Raw genomic sequence first — 16,106 nt, 5'->3', positions numbered from 1 at the left:
CTGTGGTGACCTCCCCGCCCCCCGACTCCCCGACCCCCGCGTCCCGTTGGCTGCGCGCCGCGTGGGCGCTGTGGCGTGCCCTCGCCGCGCACGCCGCCGGGCTGGCGGGCGGCCTCCACCGGACCTGGCGGCGGTCGCTCCAGGTCCGTGTGGTGACTATCACCCTGGTCGCCTCCAGCCTGCTGGTGGGCGGGTTCGCGTACCTGATCGCCGACAAGATCACCGGCATCCTGCTGGAGAACGCCGAGACCGACGTCCTGGCGCGGTTGCGCAACGGCAGCGAGTACGCCTCGAAGCAGTTCAACCTCTACAGCCAGCCGCAGGAGGCCCAGCTCCAGGACACCATCGACGGCACGGTCAACTACCTGGCCGGCGGTGACCCGGCGCAGACCAGCGGGGTGGTCGTGGCGATCACCGCGGACAACTTCACCGGGACCATCCAGCCGCGTACCTCGCCGGACGTCCAGGTGCGCCCGCTGATCGGGTCGGACCTGCGGGCCACCGTCGCCGCCGGCAGCATCGCCCACCAGATCCGCACCGGCACGCTCGGCGGCGAGCGCACCAAATACCTGGTGTACGGCTCGCCGGTGCCGACCCGGTTCGGGCAGGTGGAGCTCTACTACCTCGTACCGCTGGCCCGGCAGGACGCCACCGCGGCCGACGCCCGGGCCACCGTGGTCGCCACCGGCGTTGCCCTGGTGCTCCTGCTCGGCCTGCTGGCCGCCCTGGTCACCCGCCTGGTGGTCACCCCGGTCCGGGTGGCCGCCCGGACCGCCCAGCGGCTCTCCGCCGGCCTGCTCGACCAGCGGATGGTGGTCAACGGCGAGGACGACCTGGCCCTGCTCGCCGCCTCGTTCAACCAGATGGCGACCAACCTGCAACGGCAGATCCTCCGGCTGGAGGAGATGTCCCGGTTGCAGCGCCGGTTCACCTCCGACGTCTCGCACGAGCTGCGAACCCCGCTGACCACGGTCCGGATGGCCGCCGACCTGATCTTCGCCGAGCGGGACGAGTTCGACCCGGCGGTGGCCCGCAGCGCCGAACTGCTCCAGGCCGAGCTGGACCGGTTCGAGGAGCTGCTCACCGACCTGCTGGAGATCAGCCGCTTCGACGCGGGCTTCGCGGTGCTGGACTCCGAGCCGACCGACCTGGTGCCGGTGGTGCACCGGGTGGCCGAGCGGCTGTCGGGTCTGGCCGAGCGCGCCGGGGTGGCCATCGAGCTCGACCTGCCGGACACCCCGGTGATCGCCGAGGTGGACCCGCGCCGGGTCGAGCGGGTACTGCGCAACCTGGTCGGCAACGCGGTCGAGCACGGCGAGGCCAAGCCGGTCCGGATCACCCTCGGGATGGACCAGAGCGCGGTGGCGATCACCGTGCGGGACCACGGCGTCGGGCTCAAGCCGGGCGAGGAGAAGCTCGTCTTCAACCGGTTCTGGCGGGCCGACCCGTCCCGGGCCCGGCAGACCGGCGGCACCGGCCTCGGCCTGTCGATCAGCCTGGAGGACGCCCGGCTGCACGGCGGCTGGCTGGAGGCCTGGGGCGCCCCCGGCCAGGGTGCCCAGTTCCGGCTGACCCTGCCGGCCCGGTCCGGCGACCGGCTGACCACCTCGCCGCTGCGGCTGGTGCCGGCCGACGCCGCGCTGCCGTTCGGCGGCCCCCGCGACGGCGGCCTGCTGGCCATCGGGCCGGGCAGCGGCGCCGGGACACTGGCCATCGGGCCGGCCGGGGGCGCGGACCGGGCCGAGGTGACGTCGTGAGGCGCCGGCTGCTGGCGGTGCTGCTGGCCGGCGCACTGCTGCCCGCCGGGCTGGCCGGCGGCTGCGGCATCCCGGACCGCACCGAGGTCCAGGTCGACGGCCGGGTCCCGGCCGGCGAGTCCGGCTCCCTCAATGGCAGCGGCAGTCAACCGCCGACCCGCAGCGGGACCGAGGACCCCAAGGAGTTCATCCGCGACTACCTCGCCGCGGCAGCGGGCGAGCGGGAGCAGGCGTACAACCGGGTCAAGGAGTTCATCGCGCCCGAGGCGAGGAGCCGGCTGCCGAAGAGGCAGAGCAGCGAGGTCGAGCTGACCGTCGTCCGGCTGCTGGAGCCGTCCCCGGAGGCTCGGCTGCTGACCAACGAGGGCATCTGGGAGGTCAAGGTCCGGGTGCAGCAGGTCGGCGTGCTGCGCGCCGATGGCACCCTGGACGCGCCCGTGGCCCGGGACACCGTGTATGTGTTCAAGCTCCGTCCCGCCGATCAAGGCAGCCAGGGGCTGGTGATCACGGACCTGCCGAACGTGCTGCTGCTCAGCGACGAGGCATTGCGCCAGTACTACGGCACGCACACCATCTACTTCTGGAACTCTGACCAGACCCAGCTGGTGCCCGACTGGCGCTGGCTGCCCAGTGCGGTGCCGGCCGAGCGGCGGGTCACCGAGGTGGTGCGGTGGCTGACCGGAGGCCCGTCCGACTGGCTGGCCTCTGGGGTGACCAAGGTGCCCGACGGCACCGCGCCGATCAACAACGCCACCGGCTCCGACGGCCGCTGGGAGGTCAACCTGACCATGCCGGTCGCCACCAATGACCGGCTGTCCAAGCTCGCCACCCAGCTGGCCTGGTCGCTGTCGGATCTGAACGGGCAGCTGGACCTGAAGATCCAGAACCAGAAGCGGCGCACCGTGGACCTGGGGCAGGAGCGGGAGTCCCATCCGCGCTACCCGAACCTGCGGACTCCGCTGCGGTTCTGCGTCTACGACGGGGCGATCCATCCGCTCGCCATCGGCAACGAGCCGGTCGGCGCGGTGCCGGTGGCCGCCGCCGACAACCGGAACGTGGTGTCGGCGACGCTCAGCCGGGCCGGCGACGAGGTGCTGGCGGCGCTGGTGGTGACCCGCCCGGACCAGAAGCAGCGCCTGCAGGTCGGCTCCGGCCGCGGAGAGGTGACCGTCGACAACAAGAGCACCAGGCTCTACCGCTCGATCGGCCGCCCGATCTGGCTGCGCTCGTCCGACAGCCAGCACCCGTCCGGCCTGGTGGTGGCCGACGGCACGCTGTACCGCTTCGACGGCGCGGGCGGGATGAGTTCGCTGGGCCTCTCCGGTTCGGTCACCGCGGTGGCCGCCTCGTTGGACGGGCACCGGATCGCGTTGATCATCGGCGGCGCGCTCTACGTCGCGCCGGTCAGCGTGGACGGCGGCGTGGTCACCGTGGGCGATCCGCGCAAGCTGACCACCCGGCTGACCAACCTGACCGCCGTCGACTGGTACGCCGAGAATCAGTTGGTCTTGGCCGGCAACGACGGGCGCCAGCCGGCGATCTACCAGACCACGGTCGACGGGGCCGTGGAGTACGCGCTGAAGCGGGACACGAACGCGCCGGTGACCCACCTCGCCGCCTTCCCGGGCGGCTCGTCCGGCGCGCTGCCGTCCTTCTCGTTCATGTACCAGGCCACCAGGGCCTACCGGAACAACCCGTTCACCGAGATCGAGCGGGCGCAGGTGCGGGACGTGGCGGTCAACGCCAAGGCGTCCGGTCCGAGCGCCCCCTTCTTCTTCTACTGAGAGGTGCCGGTGCCGGACCTGGGCGGCCTCTGGTCCGACCTGACCGACCTGGTGCTGCCCTCCGGCTGCGGCGGCTGCGGCGAGCGCGCCCCCGGCCTACGGCAGGGCTTCTGCCCGCACTGTGTCGGTGAATTGGAGGCGCTGCGTCCCGCGCCGACCCGCCCGGACCCGACCCCGCCGGACCTGCCGCCCTGCGTCGCGCTCGGTCCGTACGCGGGGGCGCTGCGGGCGGGGCTGCTGGCGTACAAGGAGCGGGGCCGGCACGGCCTGGCCCGGCCGCTGGGGGCGCTCCTCGCCGAGGTGGTGGCCGCAGCGGTGGGCCCGGCCCGGCCGGTGACCCTGGTGCCGGTGCCGGACACCGCCCGGGCGGCGCGGGCCCGTTACGGCGACCACCTGGGCCAGTTGACCCGCCACGCGGCGGCCCGGCTGCGGGCGGCCGGCTGGCCGGTACGCGTGCTCCGGCCGCTGCGGGCGCTGCCCCGGCCGGACTCGGTCCTTCTGGACAGCGCGGGCCGGGCGGCCGCGGCCGACGCCGCGTTCCGGCTGCGCCGGCTCGGCGCGGCAGCGGTGGACGGGCCGGTGGTGCTGCTCGACGACATCGTCACCACCGGGGCCACGCTGGCGGCGGTGAGCCGGGTCTTGCACGCGGCGGGAATGACGCCAAAGGCCGCGGCGGTGCTCGCCGCAACGCAAAAGCGGCACCATCAGTGACGCTTCGTGTTTCCGTTTCACCCCATGGTGTATGAGCTGTTAAATTTCGCGGCCTCTCTCGGCAACTAGGGGTGACTGGTGGCCGAACAGGAGTTAGCGTTTTCGTGTCGGGGGTAGGAGGTGTTCCAATCTTCCCCCGGCACTGGAAGGAGGCGTAGCCGCACGCAACCGGTCGACGCCGAACGGGGCATTCCCAGGGCACGTCGACCGGAGATAACCGGACCGAACGACCGTCCGAACAAGGGAGGTCACGTGGACATCGTGGTCAAGGGCCGTAACGTCGAAGTGCCGGACCATTACCGGGTGCACGTAGCCGAAAAGCTCGCGAAGATCGAACGCTACGACCACAAGCTCATTCGCGTGGACGTCGAGTTGTTCCACGAGCGCAATCCGCGCCAGGCCGATCACTGCCAGCGGGTGGAAATCACCTGCGTCACGCGCGGCCCGGTGATCCGGGCCGAGGCCTGCACGAGTGATTTCTACAGCGCGCTGGACACGGCCATCGCCAAGCTGGACACTCGGTTCCGCCGGGCGGCCGACCGGCGTCGGGTACACCGTGGGCGGCACGCGCCGCTCTCCGTCGCCGCCGCCACGGCGGACCTGCCGGTCGCCGACCTGGACGGGCCGGGACTGGCGGTGCTGAACGGCCACGGGACGGCCACCGCCGTCGCCGAACGGCCCGACGAGGACGGCTACGAGGAGTACGACGACCAGCCCTGGCACATCGCGCGGGAGAAGGTGCACCCCGCCGAGCCGATGACCGTCGACGACGCCCTGTTCCAGATGGAGCTGGTCGGCCACGACTTCTACCTGTTCCAGGACAAGGAGTCCGGCCGCCCGAGCGTCGTCTACCGCCGGCACGCCTACGACTACGGGATCATCTCGCTCGACGCCTGACCCCTGACCACCCCTGAGCACAACCGGCCGGGAGCCGTGGTGGACGACCACCACGGCTCCCGTCGTCAGCGGGCTCCGGCGCGGTCGGCCGCCAGCAGTCCGTAGAGCACCGAGTCGGTGCGGGTGCCGTCCGGACCGGGGAGCCGGCCGCGCAGCAGCCCCTCGCGCCGGAACCCGACCTTCTCCAGCACCCGCTGCGAGGGGACGTTCTCCGGCCGGGTGCCGGCCCAGAGCCGGGCCAGTCCGATGTCGAACGCCCAGCCGGCCAGGAGGCCCACCGTCCGGGTGGCCAGCCCTCGGCCGCGCGCCTCGGGCAGCAGGCTGTAGCCGAGCATGGCCTGGCCGGTGCACGGCTCGTCGTACACCAGCGCGCAGCCGCCGGCCGGCGTGCCGGTCGCCGCGTCCAGGATCGCGAGGTCGGCGGAGCGGCCGGCCAGCCAGTGGCTCTCCGCGAGGCGGCAGCGCCGCTCGATCGACTCGCGGGTGGGCGGTACCGGTGGCACCCGGTTCGCCATCACCTCGGGCAGCGTGTGCAGCCGGTGCAGCGGGTCGGCGTCCGCCGGCCCGAGCCGGCGCAGGGTGACCACGCCGTCGGTGAGCCGGCCCGCGGGCAGGTCCGGCAGCGGCCGGGCGGTCGGCCCGGGCGGGTCGTCGGCCAGGCGAACCCAGGCGGCCAGGTCGTACCGGTCGCCGTTCCGCGCGGTGCCGGCCGACCGGCGTACCCCCTCGGGCCGGAAGCCGGCGGCCAGCGCGACCCGCTGGCTGGCGGTGTTCTCCTGGTCGGTGAGCAGCTCCAGCCGGGCGGCCCCGGTGGCGAAGGCCCGCTCGGCCAGCGCGCGAGTGGCGGCCGTCGCGACGCCCCGGCCCCGGGCCCAGGGCGCCACCCAGTAGCCGATCTCCAGCTGCCGGCGTTCCGGCATCGGGTTGCTGAGGCCGACCGCGCCGAGCAGCCGGTCGGTGGCCGGGTCGGCGATCGCGTACGAGGCGCCGCCGGCGGTCCAGGCCGCGGGAGCGCCCTCGGTGATCCACCACCGGGCGCTCTCCTCGGTGTACGGGTCGGGTATGCCGGGCAGGAACCGCTGGGTGAGCGGGTCCGCGCAGGCGGCCGCGAGGTCCGCCGCGTCGGCCGGACGGTCCGCCCGCAGCCGTATCCCGTACGCCTCGATGGTCTCCGGTGTCACGCCAGGTCCTGGGGGAGCAGCCCGGCCACCCAGACGTCCACCCGCTCCCCCCGGTGCTGGACGCCGCCGCGGGCGGTGCCCTCGAAGACGAAGCCCGCCTTCTCGGCGACCCTCCGGGAGGCGGTGTTGCCGACGTTGGCCCGCCACTCCACGCGGGCCAGGCCGAGCGTGGTGAACCCCCAGGCGCTGAGCGCGCCCAGCGCGGCCGGCAGGTACCCGCGGCCCCGGGCGGCCGGCGCGGTCATGAAGCCGACGTCGGCGACGAGCGGGTCGGCCGGGGAGATCCGCAGGTCGATCGAGCCGGCGTACCGGTCGTCGGCGTCGGCGATGGCGTAGCAGGCAGCGGTTCCCCGGGCCCAGGCCGCCTGCGCGATGTCCCGCAGGTAGCCCTCGGCGTGCTCCCGCCCGTAGGGGTGCGGGACGGTGGTCCAGCGGACGGTCGCCTCGTCCCGGCAGGTCGCCACGACCGCATCGAGGTCGCGCTCCTCCATCGGGCGCAGCCGCAGCTCGGTGGCGCCCGCGGTGGCGAACAGGACGGGCTGCGGCCGGCCGAAGACGGCGGCCCGGCGCGCCTCCAGGGTGTCCGGGCCGTACCGGGTGGGTTCGCCCGGCGCGGCCAGCTCGTGCGGGAAGAGGGAGCCGAGCCAGCCCTCCGGGTGGCCGTCGACGCTCGGGTGGGCGAGCCGCAGCTCGCCCTCGACCCGGAAACCGGCCCGCAGCGCCACCAGCCGGGAGGCGTGGTTGCCGATCTCGGCCTGCCAGGTCATCCGGCGCAGCTTGAGCGCGTCGAACGCCCAGCGGGCGACCGCGCGGGTGGCCCGGACGGCGACGCCGCGGCCGCGGGCCCAGGGCGCGGTCCAGTAGCCGACCTCGGCGGAGTCCAAAGCCCGGTCGATGGAGACGAGACCGCACGAGGCGAGCAGCTCGCCGGTGTCGGCGTCGCAGACCGCGAACGGTGCCCCGGTGCCCTCGGCCCAGGCCTGGCCGCTGACTCCGGTGACGAACCCGAGGGCGTGTTCGGGCAGATACGGGCGAGGTACGGTGGTCCAGCGCTGGATGTCCGGATCCTGGCAGGCGCGGTACACCGCGTCCGCGTCCTCCGCCCGCCAGGGTCGCAGCAGCAGGCCGTCCTCGATGATCTCCACGGGCTCCATCGGGTCATCGTGCCGGATCGTTCGCGTTGGGCGTAACTCGATAACCGCCGGTCAGCGCCCGGGTGGGGTGTTATGTCGGGTTCCCTGCTCCGTACCGCCGCCACCACTGACCATCGCCGCGATGTTGCGCCTACGATGGTTCGAGACTGTCTAGGGGAGCGTTGATCCGTGTCGATTCTGGAAAAGGTCCTTAGCGCGGGCGAGGGCCGCATGGTGCGTCGGCTCAAGGCCATCGCCGCCGCCGTCAACTCGATCGAGGACGACTACGTCAACCTCAGCGACGACGAGCTGCGCGGCATGACCGAGCAGTTCAGGGAGCGGCTCGCCGACGGTGAGACCCTCGACGACCTGCTGCCCGAGGCGTTCGCGGTGTGCCGGGAGGCCGCCTCGCGGGTGCTCGGCCAGCGGCCCTACGACGTCCAGGTGATGGGCGGCGCGGCGCTGCACTTCGGCAACATCGCCGAGATGAAGACCGGTGAGGGCAAGACCCTGACCTCGGTCATGCCGGTCTATCTGAACGCGCTCGCCGGCGAGGGCGTGCACGTGGTCACGGTGAACGACTACCTGGCCGAGCGCGACGCCGCCTGGATGGGCCGGGTGCACGAGTTCCTCGGCCTCACCGTCGGGGTGGTGCTGCCCAACCGGCCGGCCAGTGAGCACCGCGCCGCGTACGAGTGCGACATCACCTACGGCACCAACAACGAGTTCGGCTTCGACTACCTGCGCGACAACATGGCCTGGACGCGGGACGAGCTGGTGCAGCGCGGCCACTTCTTCGCGGTGGTCGACGAGGTCGACTCGATCCTCATCGACGAGGCCCGGACCCCGCTGATCATCTCCGGCCCGGCCGAGCACTCCGCCCGCTGGTACCAGGAGTTCGCCGCCGTGGTGGCCCGCCTCCAGCCGGGCACCGACGGCGAGGGCGACTACGAGGTCGACCACGCCAAGCGCACCATCGCGATCACCGAGCGCGGCGTCGCCAAGATCGAGGACCGGCTCGGCATCGACAACCTCTACGAGTCGGTCAACACCCCGCTCGTCGGCTACATGAACAACGCGATCAAGGCCAAGGAGCTCTACAAGCGCGACAAGGATTACATCGTCAGCGATGGCGAGGTCCTGATCGTCGACGAGTTCACCGGCCGCATCCTGCACGGCCGCCGCTACAACGAGGGCATGCACCAGGCGATCGAGGCCAAGGAGGGGGTGGAGATCAAGCAGGAGAACCAGACCCTGGCCACCATTACCCTCCAGAACTACTTCCGCCTCTACGAGAAGCTCTCCGGCATGACCGGTACCGCCCAGACCGAGGCGAGCGAGTTCAACAAGGTCTACAAGGTCGGCGTCGTAACCATCCCGACGCACCGGCCGATGGTCCGCCTCGACCGGGCGGACGTCATCTACAAGACCGAGAAGGCCAAGTTCAACGCCGTGGTCGAGGACATCGCCGAGCGGCACGAGCAGGGCCAGCCGGTGCTGGTCGGCACGGTCTCGGTGGAGAACTCCGAGATCCTGTCCCAGCTGCTGCGCCGCCGGGGCATCCCGCACTCCGTGCTGAACGCCAAGTTCCACGCCAAGGAGGCGGAGATCGTCGCCCAGGCCGGGCGCAAGGGCGCGGTCACTGTCGCCACCAACATGGCCGGCCGCGGTACGGACATCCTGCTCGGCGGCAACCCCGAGTTCCTCGCCGCCAACGACCTCCGCCAGCGCGGCCTCGACCCGGTCGAGCAGCCGGAGGAGTACGCCAAGGCGATGGAGGAGGTCCTGCCCACGTGGAAGCAGGCCTGTGACGTCGAGGCGGAGGAGGTCGCCGCCGCCGGTGGCCTCTACGTGCTGGGCACCGAGCGGCACGAGTCGCGCCGCATCGACAACCAGCTGCGCGGTCGCGCCGGCCGGCAGGGTGACCCGGGCGAGTCCCGCTTCTACCTCTCGCTGCAGGACGACCTGATGAAGCGCTTCCGGGCCGGCGCGGTCGAGGCGGTGATGGAGCGCTTCAACATCCCGGAGGACGTGCCGATCGAGTCGAAGATGGTCACCCGCCAGATCAAGAGCGCGCAGGCCCAGATCGAGGGCCAGAACGCCGAGATCCGGAAGAACGTCCTGAAGTACGACGAGGTGCTCAACAAGCAGCGCCAGGTGATCTACGCCGAGCGCCTCCGGGTGCTCAACGGCGAGGACCTCTCCGACCAGGTCCGCAACATGATCGACGACGTGGCGTCCGCGTACGTGGTGGGCGCCACCAGCGAGGGCTACGCCGAGGACTGGGACCTCGAGCAGCTCTGGTCCAGCCTCAAGCAGCTCTACCCGGTGGGCGTCACCGTCGACGAGCTGGACGAGGAGGTCGGCTCCCGGGCCGGCCTCGACCAGGACTTCCTGCTCGCCCGCCTCAAGGAGGACGCGCACGCCGCGTACGACCGCCGCGAGGAGCAGCTCGGCGAGGAGGCGGTGCGCCAGCTCGAGCGGATGGTCCTGCTCCAGGTGATCGACCGCAAGTGGCGCGAGCACCTCTACGAGATGGACTACCTCCAGGAGGGCATCAGCCTGCGGGCGTACGCCCAGCGCGACCCGGTCATCGAGTACCAGCGCGAGGGCTTCGACATGTTCGCCACCATGATGGACGGCATCAAGGAGGAGACGGTCGGCTTCCTCTACAACCTGGAGGTGCAGGTCCAGGAGCCCGAGCCGGAGGCCGAGGAGGTGCAGCTGCTGGAGAAGCCGGTGGAGATCCACGCCAAGGGTCTCAACCGCGCGCCGCAGCAGCAGGGCCTGCAATACTCGGCGCCCTCCGTCGACGGCGAGGCCGGTCGGGGTGCCCCGCACATCGAGCGCGCCGAGCAGCAGGCGCCCGCCCTGGGCGTCGGTGGCAACGGGTCCGAGCGGCGGCCTGCCGCCTCGGGTCCGCGCCGCGCGCCGGCCGGCATGAGCGGCCAGGCCGTCGCGGCCAGCACCGCCCGGCGGGCCGCGCCCGGCCAGGTGGACGGCGGCGAGGGCCCGTCCCGCAACGCGCCCTGCCCGTGCGGCTCCGGCCGCAAGTACAAGCGCTGCCACGGCGCCCCCAACGGCGGCAACTGACCCCGCCCGCACCCGCCACGACGGGCCCCGGCCGAACGGCCGGGGCCCGTCCGCGTCTCCACCCCTCGGCGCGGACGTGGGCGCGAGAGTCAGAGGACGTCGAGGACTGTGCAGAGCCAGGTGCCGCGGCGGTGTTCCAGGCGGAGGGCTATCGCCCAGCTCGCCCCGCCCGCGCCGGCGAGCACGGCGACGGCCTCGACCGCCCCGGCGCGGGGCTCGCACACCCGCAGCCGGCGGAGCTGAAGGGCGGGCCGGGTGGCGCGGCGGCGTACCGGGCCGACCCGGCGGGAGGCCCGGGTCAGCTCGGCGGTCACCCGGGTTGCGGCATCGGGCAGGCAGAGCGGCCGGAGCTGGCCGGGCGGCCGGTAGCCGTTGACGATCTCCAGGAAGGTGCGGACGAACCGGTACGCCGCCCGGGTGGCCTCCGGCGTGGCCGTGACCAGGGCTGTGGCGGGTGGCCCGGCGGGGCGCCGCCCCGGGCCGGTGGGCACCGGCCGGACCTCGACCGGTCGGCCGGCGGGCCGGCCCTGGTCGCGGCGGCGCGGGTCGAACAGGTCGAAGGTGAGCTGGTCGACGTCGGTGCAGGGCGTGCCGTCGTCGACGAGGGGTGGGTCGATCGGCGGGGCAGGGCGGAGGCGGACCGGGGGACGCGGTGCCAGCGGGCGGCGGGTGTCGACCATCCTCAACCCCTGTTCCTTGCGTTTGCCTGTGTTTGCCTCCGACAGATGCCCATTCTCGGGCAGGGCAACGCCGACCGTCAATGCCGGTGAGGAATCAGGTGGTCACTCGGTGTCGCGCTCGGTGAGCGGGTTACCGCGTACCCACTCGGCGGTCTCCGTGTACTTCCGCTCGATGTACTCCTCGAGGCGGGCGCGCTCGACCCGCCACTGGCCGCGCCCGCCGATCTTGATGGCGGGCAGCTCGCCGCTGCGCACCATGTGGTAGACCTGCGAGTCCGACACGTTCAGCTCGGCGGCCACGTCGGACAGCAGCAGGAACCTGGGCTCCACGACGACTCCCGGAGTTGGTTTCGTTTGGCTCAGTTTGCCATCAGTCGCCGTCCGGCCCCAGCCTCCGCGCCGCTCCGGCCGGGGACACACCGGCGGGGCAACTTCTCCGGCGCGGGTGCGAGGTGTATGACGGTCACGGCGTACGGCATGATCGGCGCCCGGAGCCGGCGTCCGCCGGCCGCGTCCGAGCAGGGGAGATACCGGTGACCGACGAGCTTGTCCGGGTGTACGTGCCGGCGACCGTCCCGATGCTGGCGCGGCTGCGCGAGGAGGGGCTTCCGGCCGGCGAGGCGCACGCGGTCACCCCGGAGCTGCGCGAGTGGTACGCCGAGGGTGACGAGGAGGAACTGGAGTACGTCGCCTTCACCCGGGCCGCCCAGGACGCGCTGCTGCTGCTCCGGGACGACCCGGCCGCGCCCCGGCGGCGGGTGGTCGTCTCGGTGGATTTGCCAACCCGGGCGGTCGGCCGGGTCGACGGCGAGCTGGGGTCCAGCGTGGTCCGGCTGGCCGGGCCGGTGCCGGTGAAGTCGGTCGCCGCGATCCACCTGGACGGGGTGGAGGCGGTGGACGACGTGGCGGCCGCCGCCGAGGTGGTGGTCGAGGCGCAGGCCGGCGACCCGGACGCCCAGTTCACCGTCGACGGCGCCGAGGACCACGAGCTGGAGTGGTACGACGTGACCGAGCTGGACCTGCTGCTGCGCGAGGTCTCCTGACGCCCGCGGCGAGGGTCAGGCCGCCGGCTCGTCCTCGACCTCGCCGGCGAGCGGGCGCGGGCCGAGGGTGCGGCCGAACGCGATGAGTGCGGTCAGCGCCCCCACGAAGAGCACCCAGATGCCGTTGTCGACCCGCGAGGTGCCGAGGGCGGTCTGCGCCACCTGGTCCGCGTCGCTGAGCGCGGCGGCCAGGTCGAGCAGGCCGTGCCCGCCGATCCGGATGATCACCTCGGTGAGCAGCAGGAGCAGGCCTGGCCCGGCGCCGGCGACCAGGTACGCCGGCCAGCGCAGCTCGGGCGCGAACCCGTCCCGGCGGGCGGCGCGGCGGCGGGACCACGCGAGGTAGCCGAAGGCGACCAGCCCGGCGATCAGCCCGGCGAGCAGCGATTCCGTCCGGGACACCCACTTCGCGGCGTCGAGCATCGACTGCTGGGTGTCCCCGGCCCCGAACAGGTCGGAGAGCGGGTCCCGGGCGCGGCTGAACAGCACCACGAAGATCTGTGCGGCCAGGGCGGCGCTGGCCAGCGCGCCCACCACCCGGGCGTGGCGCGCGCCGGCCATCGCGCCGCCGATGATGGCGGCCGCGGCGGTGGTGCCGGCGATGGTGTTGGTGGTCGCGTTGTCGGCGTAGGTGAGGTTGACGGCCACCGCGGCGGCGAGCCCGACCAGCAGGCCGGCGCCGACGGCGGCGAGGAAGCGCAGGGTGACCCGGTCGAGCGGGTTGGTCACCGCCAGGGCGACCGCGGCGCCGGCGACCAGCGCGGCGGTGATCACGCCGGGCAGCGCGTACGCGGAGAGGCTGATCGCGGTGACACCGGCCGCGGCCGAGGTGATCGCCGCCTGGGTGGACCAGAGCATGGCCGCCAGCCAGCCGACCGCCACCACCGCCAGCACGATCGCGCCGGGGGCGTACGGCCGGTCGGCCGCGGGGGCCGCCTCGTCGGCCGGGGCAGGCCTGGCCTGCTCGGACGCCTCGGCCGGGGCGACGGCCTCGGGCTGGTCCGGCTCCGCGGCCGTGGAGCTGCCGGGCTGCTTGCTCATCGTCTCCCTTTCGACGGACGCCGGATCGGCCGCGCGGGGCCGGGCAGGTCACCGGCCACCCAGCGTACGCGTAACCCGGGCCCCCTTCCGGAGCCGCCCGCCGGTGCCCTGGGGGCGCGCCGACGACCGTTCGCCAGGTGACGGATCGCAGGAGAAGAGGCGGCCCAGCCGACGGTTGGTCGGGTGGGAGCGGCTTCCGGCCTACGGTCCGTTCTGTTCGGCGGCGTCCGGTGTATCGGATGAAGAGGGGCACCAGCAGGGGTGGCCGGGGGCGTCGCATGGAAGAATTGGCCGAGGTCCCGCCGCCGCGACCGGTCCGCCGCGCGGTGCCCGGCACCCGGCCACCCGGCCGGTGCCCGCGGGTCCGATTTCGCCACCGCCGTCGAGATCGCACAGGAGCCTGTGATGGACGCCGTGTTCTCCGTACCCGAGCCGCGCAACGAGCCGGTCCACACCTACGAGCCCGGCAGCGCCGACCGGGAGCGGCTCCAGCGGCGGCTGGCCGAGCTGGCCGCCGAGCGGATCGAGCTGCCGATGACCATTGCCGGCGAGCAGCGGATGGCCGCCGGCGACCCGATCAACGTGGTCCAGCCGCACAAGCACGCCCACGTGCTCGGCGTCACCGGCCACGCCACCCACGACGACGCCCGCGCCGCGGTCAAGGCCGCCAAGGATGCCGCCCCGATGTGGCGGGCGCTGCCGTTCGAGGAGCGCGCCGCGATCTTCCTGCGCGCCGCCGACCTGCTCTCCGGCCCGTGGCGGGACACCCTCAACGCGGCCACCATGCTGGGCCAGTCCAAGACCGTGATCCAGGCCGAGATCGACTCGGCCTGCGAGCTGATCGACTTCCTCCGGTTCAACGTGTACTTCGGCCGGAAGCTGCTGGCCGAGCAGCCGATGTCCTCGCCGGGGGTGTGGAATCGCTTCGACCACCGCCCGCTCGAGGGCTTCGTCTACGCGGTCACCCCGTTCAACTTCACCGCGATCGCCGGCAACCTGCCCTCGGCGCCGGCCCTCCTCGGCAACACGGTGGTCTGGAAGCCGGGCCCGACCCAGCAGTTCGCCGCGCACTTCACCATGCGGCTGTTCGAGGCGGCCGGCCTGCCGCCCGGTGTGATCAACATGGTCACCGGGCGGGGCGAGGAGGTCTCCGACGTGGTGCTCGCCGACCCGGACCTGGCCGGCATCCACTTCACCGGCTCGACCAAGGTCTTCCAGCACCTGTGGAAGACCGTCGGCGACAACATCTCCCGCTACCGGGGTTACCCGCGGCTGGTCGGCGAGACCGGCGGCAAGGACTTCGTGGTCGCGCACTCCAGCGCGGACGTGGACGCCCTGCACACCGCGCTGATCCGGGGCGCGTACGAGTACCAGGGGCAGAAGTGCTCGGCCGCGTCCCGGGCGTACGTCCCGCGGTCGCTGTGGGAGGGTGGGCTGCGCGACCGGCTGGCCGCCACCGCCGACTCGCTGACCTACGGCGACGTCACCGACTTCAGCAACTTCGGTGGCGCGGTCATCGACGACAAGGCCTTCGGCCGGCACCTCGCCGCGCTGGAGCTGATCCGCGGTGACGACACCTGCCGGACCCTGGCCGGCGGGACCGCCGACGACTCGGTCGGCTACTTCGTCCGGCCGACGCTCTTCGAGTGCTCCGACCCCGCGCACGAGACCTTCACCACCGAGTACTTCGGTCCGATCCTCGGCGTGCACGTCTTCGACGACGCCCGCTTCGACGAGGTGGTCCACCAGGCCGAGTCGATCGCCCCGTACGCGCTGACCGGGTCGATCTTCGCGACCGACCGCCGGGTGGTCGACCAGGTGGCCGAGAAGATGCGGTACGCGGCCGGCAACTTCTACATCAACGACAAGCCGACCGGCGCGGTGGTCGGGCAGCAGCCCTTCGGCGGCGCCCGGGCCAGCGGCACCAACGACAAGGCGGGCTCCTGGCACAACCTGGTCCGCTGGATGTCCCCGCGGACGATCAAGGAGACCTTCGTCCCGCCGACCGACCACGGGTACCCGCACATGGGCTGACCTCGGCGGCTGTCGCCGGTGGCGCGCACAGCGTCACCGGCGACCGGCCAGCCGGGGGAGGGCACCCGCCGTCCCCGGCGGACTGTCGTCCGCCGACAGTGCACATCGGACCGCCCAACGGGTGGCTAAAACGGCAAATCCTGGACGCAAGGTCCGACAAAGTGGCAGCTTAGAGGGCATGGCGGAATCCGGAGTCAATCCGACGGCGGCGGCCCTGCTGGGCCTGCTGCACGACGGCCCGATGACAGGCGGCCAACTGATGGCCGCCGCCGAGCGCCGGCTGGCGCCGTACTGGTCGATGACCCGCAGTCAGGTCTACCGCGAGCTTCCGGTGCTGGCGGAGAAGGGCCTGGTGCGGCTCGGTAAGCCCGGGCCGCGGTTGAGCCAGCCGTACGCGATCACGGCGGCCGGGAAACGGACATTCTCCCGCTGGCTGGCCGAGAATCCCGGCAAGGACACCATCCGTAACCCGATCGCGCTGCGGATGGCCTTCGGCAACCTGCACTCGGCGAGTCAGCTCAAGAACTTGTACACCTCGGCGAACGAGTACCACACCGAGGCCCTGGCGGCGGTGCGCGAGCAGGTCAAGAACGCCAAGAAGGAAGGCGAGAACTACGACGCCAGCGCGCTGGAGTTCGCGGTCGCCTACCACAAGGCGGCGCTGTCCTGGCTCAAGACCGCCCCGGTCGGCTGATCAGCTGCGGCGGGTCCGGGCATCTGAGGTGAGCAGCCCGGGGATCGCACAGTACGCT

Annotated in this window: 13 protein-coding genes; 8 read left to right on the top strand and 5 right to left on the bottom strand. The window is 72.8% G+C overall.

The window, feature by feature from the left end; genetic code table 11:
- The first annotated feature begins 5 nt into the window (after positions 1–5).
- From mtrB to hpf, 4 genes are all read left to right on the top strand, one after another.
- The gene (gene mtrB, locus ACFYOS_RS02700) at positions 6–1,757 is read left to right on the top strand and encodes an MtrAB system histidine kinase MtrB (RefSeq protein WP_387135320.1); all 1,752 of its coding nucleotides are present in this window, start codon (positions 6–8) and stop codon (positions 1,755–1,757) included.
- Positions 1,754–3,541: an LpqB family beta-propeller domain-containing protein gene (locus ACFYOS_RS02695; protein WP_387135318.1), complete on the top strand. Its 1,788-nt coding sequence runs from the start codon at positions 1,754–1,756 to the stop codon at positions 3,539–3,541. The genes mtrB and ACFYOS_RS02695 overlap by 4 nt, the downstream gene beginning before the upstream one ends.
- Before the next feature lie 51 nt (positions 3,542–3,592).
- Positions 3,593–4,252 carry a ComF family protein gene (locus tag ACFYOS_RS02690; protein ID WP_387136040.1) on the top strand — a complete coding sequence of 220 codons (660 nt, stop codon included), beginning with the start codon at positions 3,593–3,595 and terminating at the stop codon, positions 4,250–4,252.
- Between the two features lie 252 nt (positions 4,253–4,504).
- Positions 4,505–5,149: a ribosome hibernation-promoting factor, HPF/YfiA family gene (gene hpf / locus ACFYOS_RS02685; protein ID WP_387135315.1), complete on the top strand. Its 645-nt coding sequence runs from the start codon at positions 4,505–4,507 to the stop codon at positions 5,147–5,149.
- 65 nt (positions 5,150–5,214) lie between these two features.
- Here the strand turns inward: hpf and ACFYOS_RS02680 are convergent, their stop codons facing one another.
- Positions 5,215–6,330, bottom strand: coding sequence for a GNAT family N-acetyltransferase (locus tag ACFYOS_RS02680; protein WP_387135312.1), 1,116 nt, complete (start codon positions 6,328–6,330; stop codon positions 5,215–5,217).
- Positions 6,327–7,484: a GNAT family N-acetyltransferase gene (locus ACFYOS_RS02675; RefSeq protein ID WP_387135310.1), complete on the bottom strand. Its 1,158-nt coding sequence runs from the start codon at positions 7,482–7,484 to the stop codon at positions 6,327–6,329. Before ACFYOS_RS02675 ends, ACFYOS_RS02680 begins: the two co-directional genes overlap by 4 nt.
- Before the next feature lie 168 nt (positions 7,485–7,652).
- On the opposite strand from ACFYOS_RS02675, the gene secA reads away from it, so the two are divergent.
- Positions 7,653–10,556 carry a preprotein translocase subunit SecA gene (secA, locus tag ACFYOS_RS02670; protein WP_387135307.1) on the top strand — a complete coding sequence of 968 codons (2,904 nt, stop codon included), beginning with the start codon at positions 7,653–7,655 and terminating at the stop codon, positions 10,554–10,556.
- 89 nt (positions 10,557–10,645) lie between these two features.
- Here the strand turns inward: secA and ACFYOS_RS02665 are convergent, their stop codons facing one another.
- Together ACFYOS_RS02665 and ACFYOS_RS02660 are read right to left on the bottom strand one after the other, a co-directional pair.
- A complete protein-coding gene (locus tag ACFYOS_RS02665) occupies positions 10,646–11,236 on the bottom strand; it encodes an Rv3235 family protein (protein ID WP_387136039.1) in 591 nt (196 codons plus the stop codon).
- A 102-nt stretch (positions 11,237–11,338) separates the two neighbouring features.
- On the bottom strand, positions 11,339–11,566 hold the full coding sequence (locus tag ACFYOS_RS02660) for a helix-turn-helix domain-containing protein (RefSeq protein ID WP_387135305.1): 228 nt from the start codon (positions 11,564–11,566) through the stop codon (positions 11,339–11,341).
- 203 nt (positions 11,567–11,769) lie between these two features.
- Here ACFYOS_RS02660 and ACFYOS_RS02655 point away from each other — a divergent pair, with 203 nt between their 5' ends.
- Positions 11,770–12,279: a DUF6912 family protein gene (locus ACFYOS_RS02655; protein ID WP_387135303.1), complete on the top strand. Its 510-nt coding sequence runs from the start codon at positions 11,770–11,772 to the stop codon at positions 12,277–12,279.
- Positions 12,280–12,294: 15 nt separating this feature from the next.
- Here the strand turns inward: ACFYOS_RS02655 and ACFYOS_RS02650 are convergent, their stop codons facing one another.
- Positions 12,295–13,320, bottom strand: coding sequence for a hypothetical protein (locus ACFYOS_RS02650; RefSeq protein WP_387135301.1), 1,026 nt, complete (start codon positions 13,318–13,320; stop codon positions 12,295–12,297).
- Between the two features lie 405 nt (positions 13,321–13,725).
- On the opposite strand from ACFYOS_RS02650, the gene pruA reads away from it, so the two are divergent.
- Together pruA and ACFYOS_RS02640 are read left to right on the top strand one after the other, a co-directional pair.
- Entirely contained in the window at positions 13,726–15,354 is a 1,629-nt protein-coding gene (pruA, locus tag ACFYOS_RS02645) for an L-glutamate gamma-semialdehyde dehydrogenase (protein ID WP_387135299.1), read from the top strand.
- 178 nt (positions 15,355–15,532) lie between these two features.
- Entirely contained in the window at positions 15,533–16,048 is a 516-nt protein-coding gene (locus tag ACFYOS_RS02640) for a PadR family transcriptional regulator (protein WP_387135298.1), read from the top strand.
- The last annotated feature ends 58 nt before the right edge of the window (positions 16,049–16,106 follow it).

The organism is Micromonospora sp. NPDC005806, from assembly GCF_042871425.1.
Lineage (GTDB): Bacteria > Actinomycetota > Actinomycetes > Mycobacteriales > Micromonosporaceae > Micromonospora.
This window is presented reverse-complemented; position numbering and strand designations above follow the sequence as displayed.